This is a genomic window from Gluconobacter sp. P1D12_c (genome assembly GCF_018812105.1).
Lineage (GTDB): Bacteria > Pseudomonadota > Alphaproteobacteria > Acetobacterales > Acetobacteraceae > Gluconobacter > Gluconobacter oxydans_A.
In genome coordinates this window covers 1-766 of record NZ_JACSIQ010000082.1, presented here as the reverse complement: position 1 = coordinate 766, position 766 = coordinate 1, and the positions used below count along the sequence as shown (strand labels likewise).

At 59.5% G+C, this 766-nt stretch carries 1 protein-coding gene; it reads left to right on the top strand.

What is annotated here, in order from left to right:
- Positions 1 to 73 precede the first annotated feature (73 nt).
- Positions 74 to 766 (top strand): DUF4158 domain-containing protein (locus KP705_RS15640; RefSeq protein ID WP_215764843.1); only part of this gene is annotated, 693 nt, incomplete at its 3' end.

Here is a 766-nt window from a genome sequence, read left to right as displayed (position 1 = left end):
ATGACGTGTTGCACTTGTCCGGGACAGTCCGTCCAACGATCCCCTTCCGGACACATGAAGGAGACATCCGATCATGGCGCGGCGCCGTCTTCTGACCCGTGAAGCTCTCGCCCGACATTACGAGCCTTCTGTCGATGATCGCGAGATCACGAGACATTTTACTCTCAGCGAGGATGCGTTCGATCTGATCGCAACCCGCCGCGGAGAAACCTCCCGATTGGGTTTCACGATGGTCATGCTCTACATGCGCTGGCCGGGACGGGTGCTGGAATCTGGTGAAACACCACCGGCTCCCATTCTGTCATTTGTTGCGCGGCAGCTCGACCTGTCCCCTGGGCTCTGGTCCCATTACGGACGTCGTGACGAAMCCCGTCGMTCCCATCTGGCCCACCTGATGAAGCGTTATGGCTACCGAACCTTCGATCGGTCGGCATTTCATGACATGACCGGTTTCGCGATGCCAATTGCACATCATGTGACCCAGCCATCCCGCATGGCTGCGATCCTGATTGACGAGATGCGTCGCCGAAGCATTCTCCTGCCGTCGGTCACTGTCATTGAAGCCTTGGTGCGCCGTGCTCGCCAGCAGGCCGATCACCTTGTCCATGACGTCCTTGCAGGGGAKCTGCCGCCGGAAACCCGTTGTCGTTTGGACAAAATGCTGGAGCGTCGTGGCGATCGCAGTGCCTCCTGGCTCTCGTGGCTGCGTAACCCGCCCTTGTCACCAGCCGCGCGCAATATCCTGCGATTGCTGGAACGCCTGGAG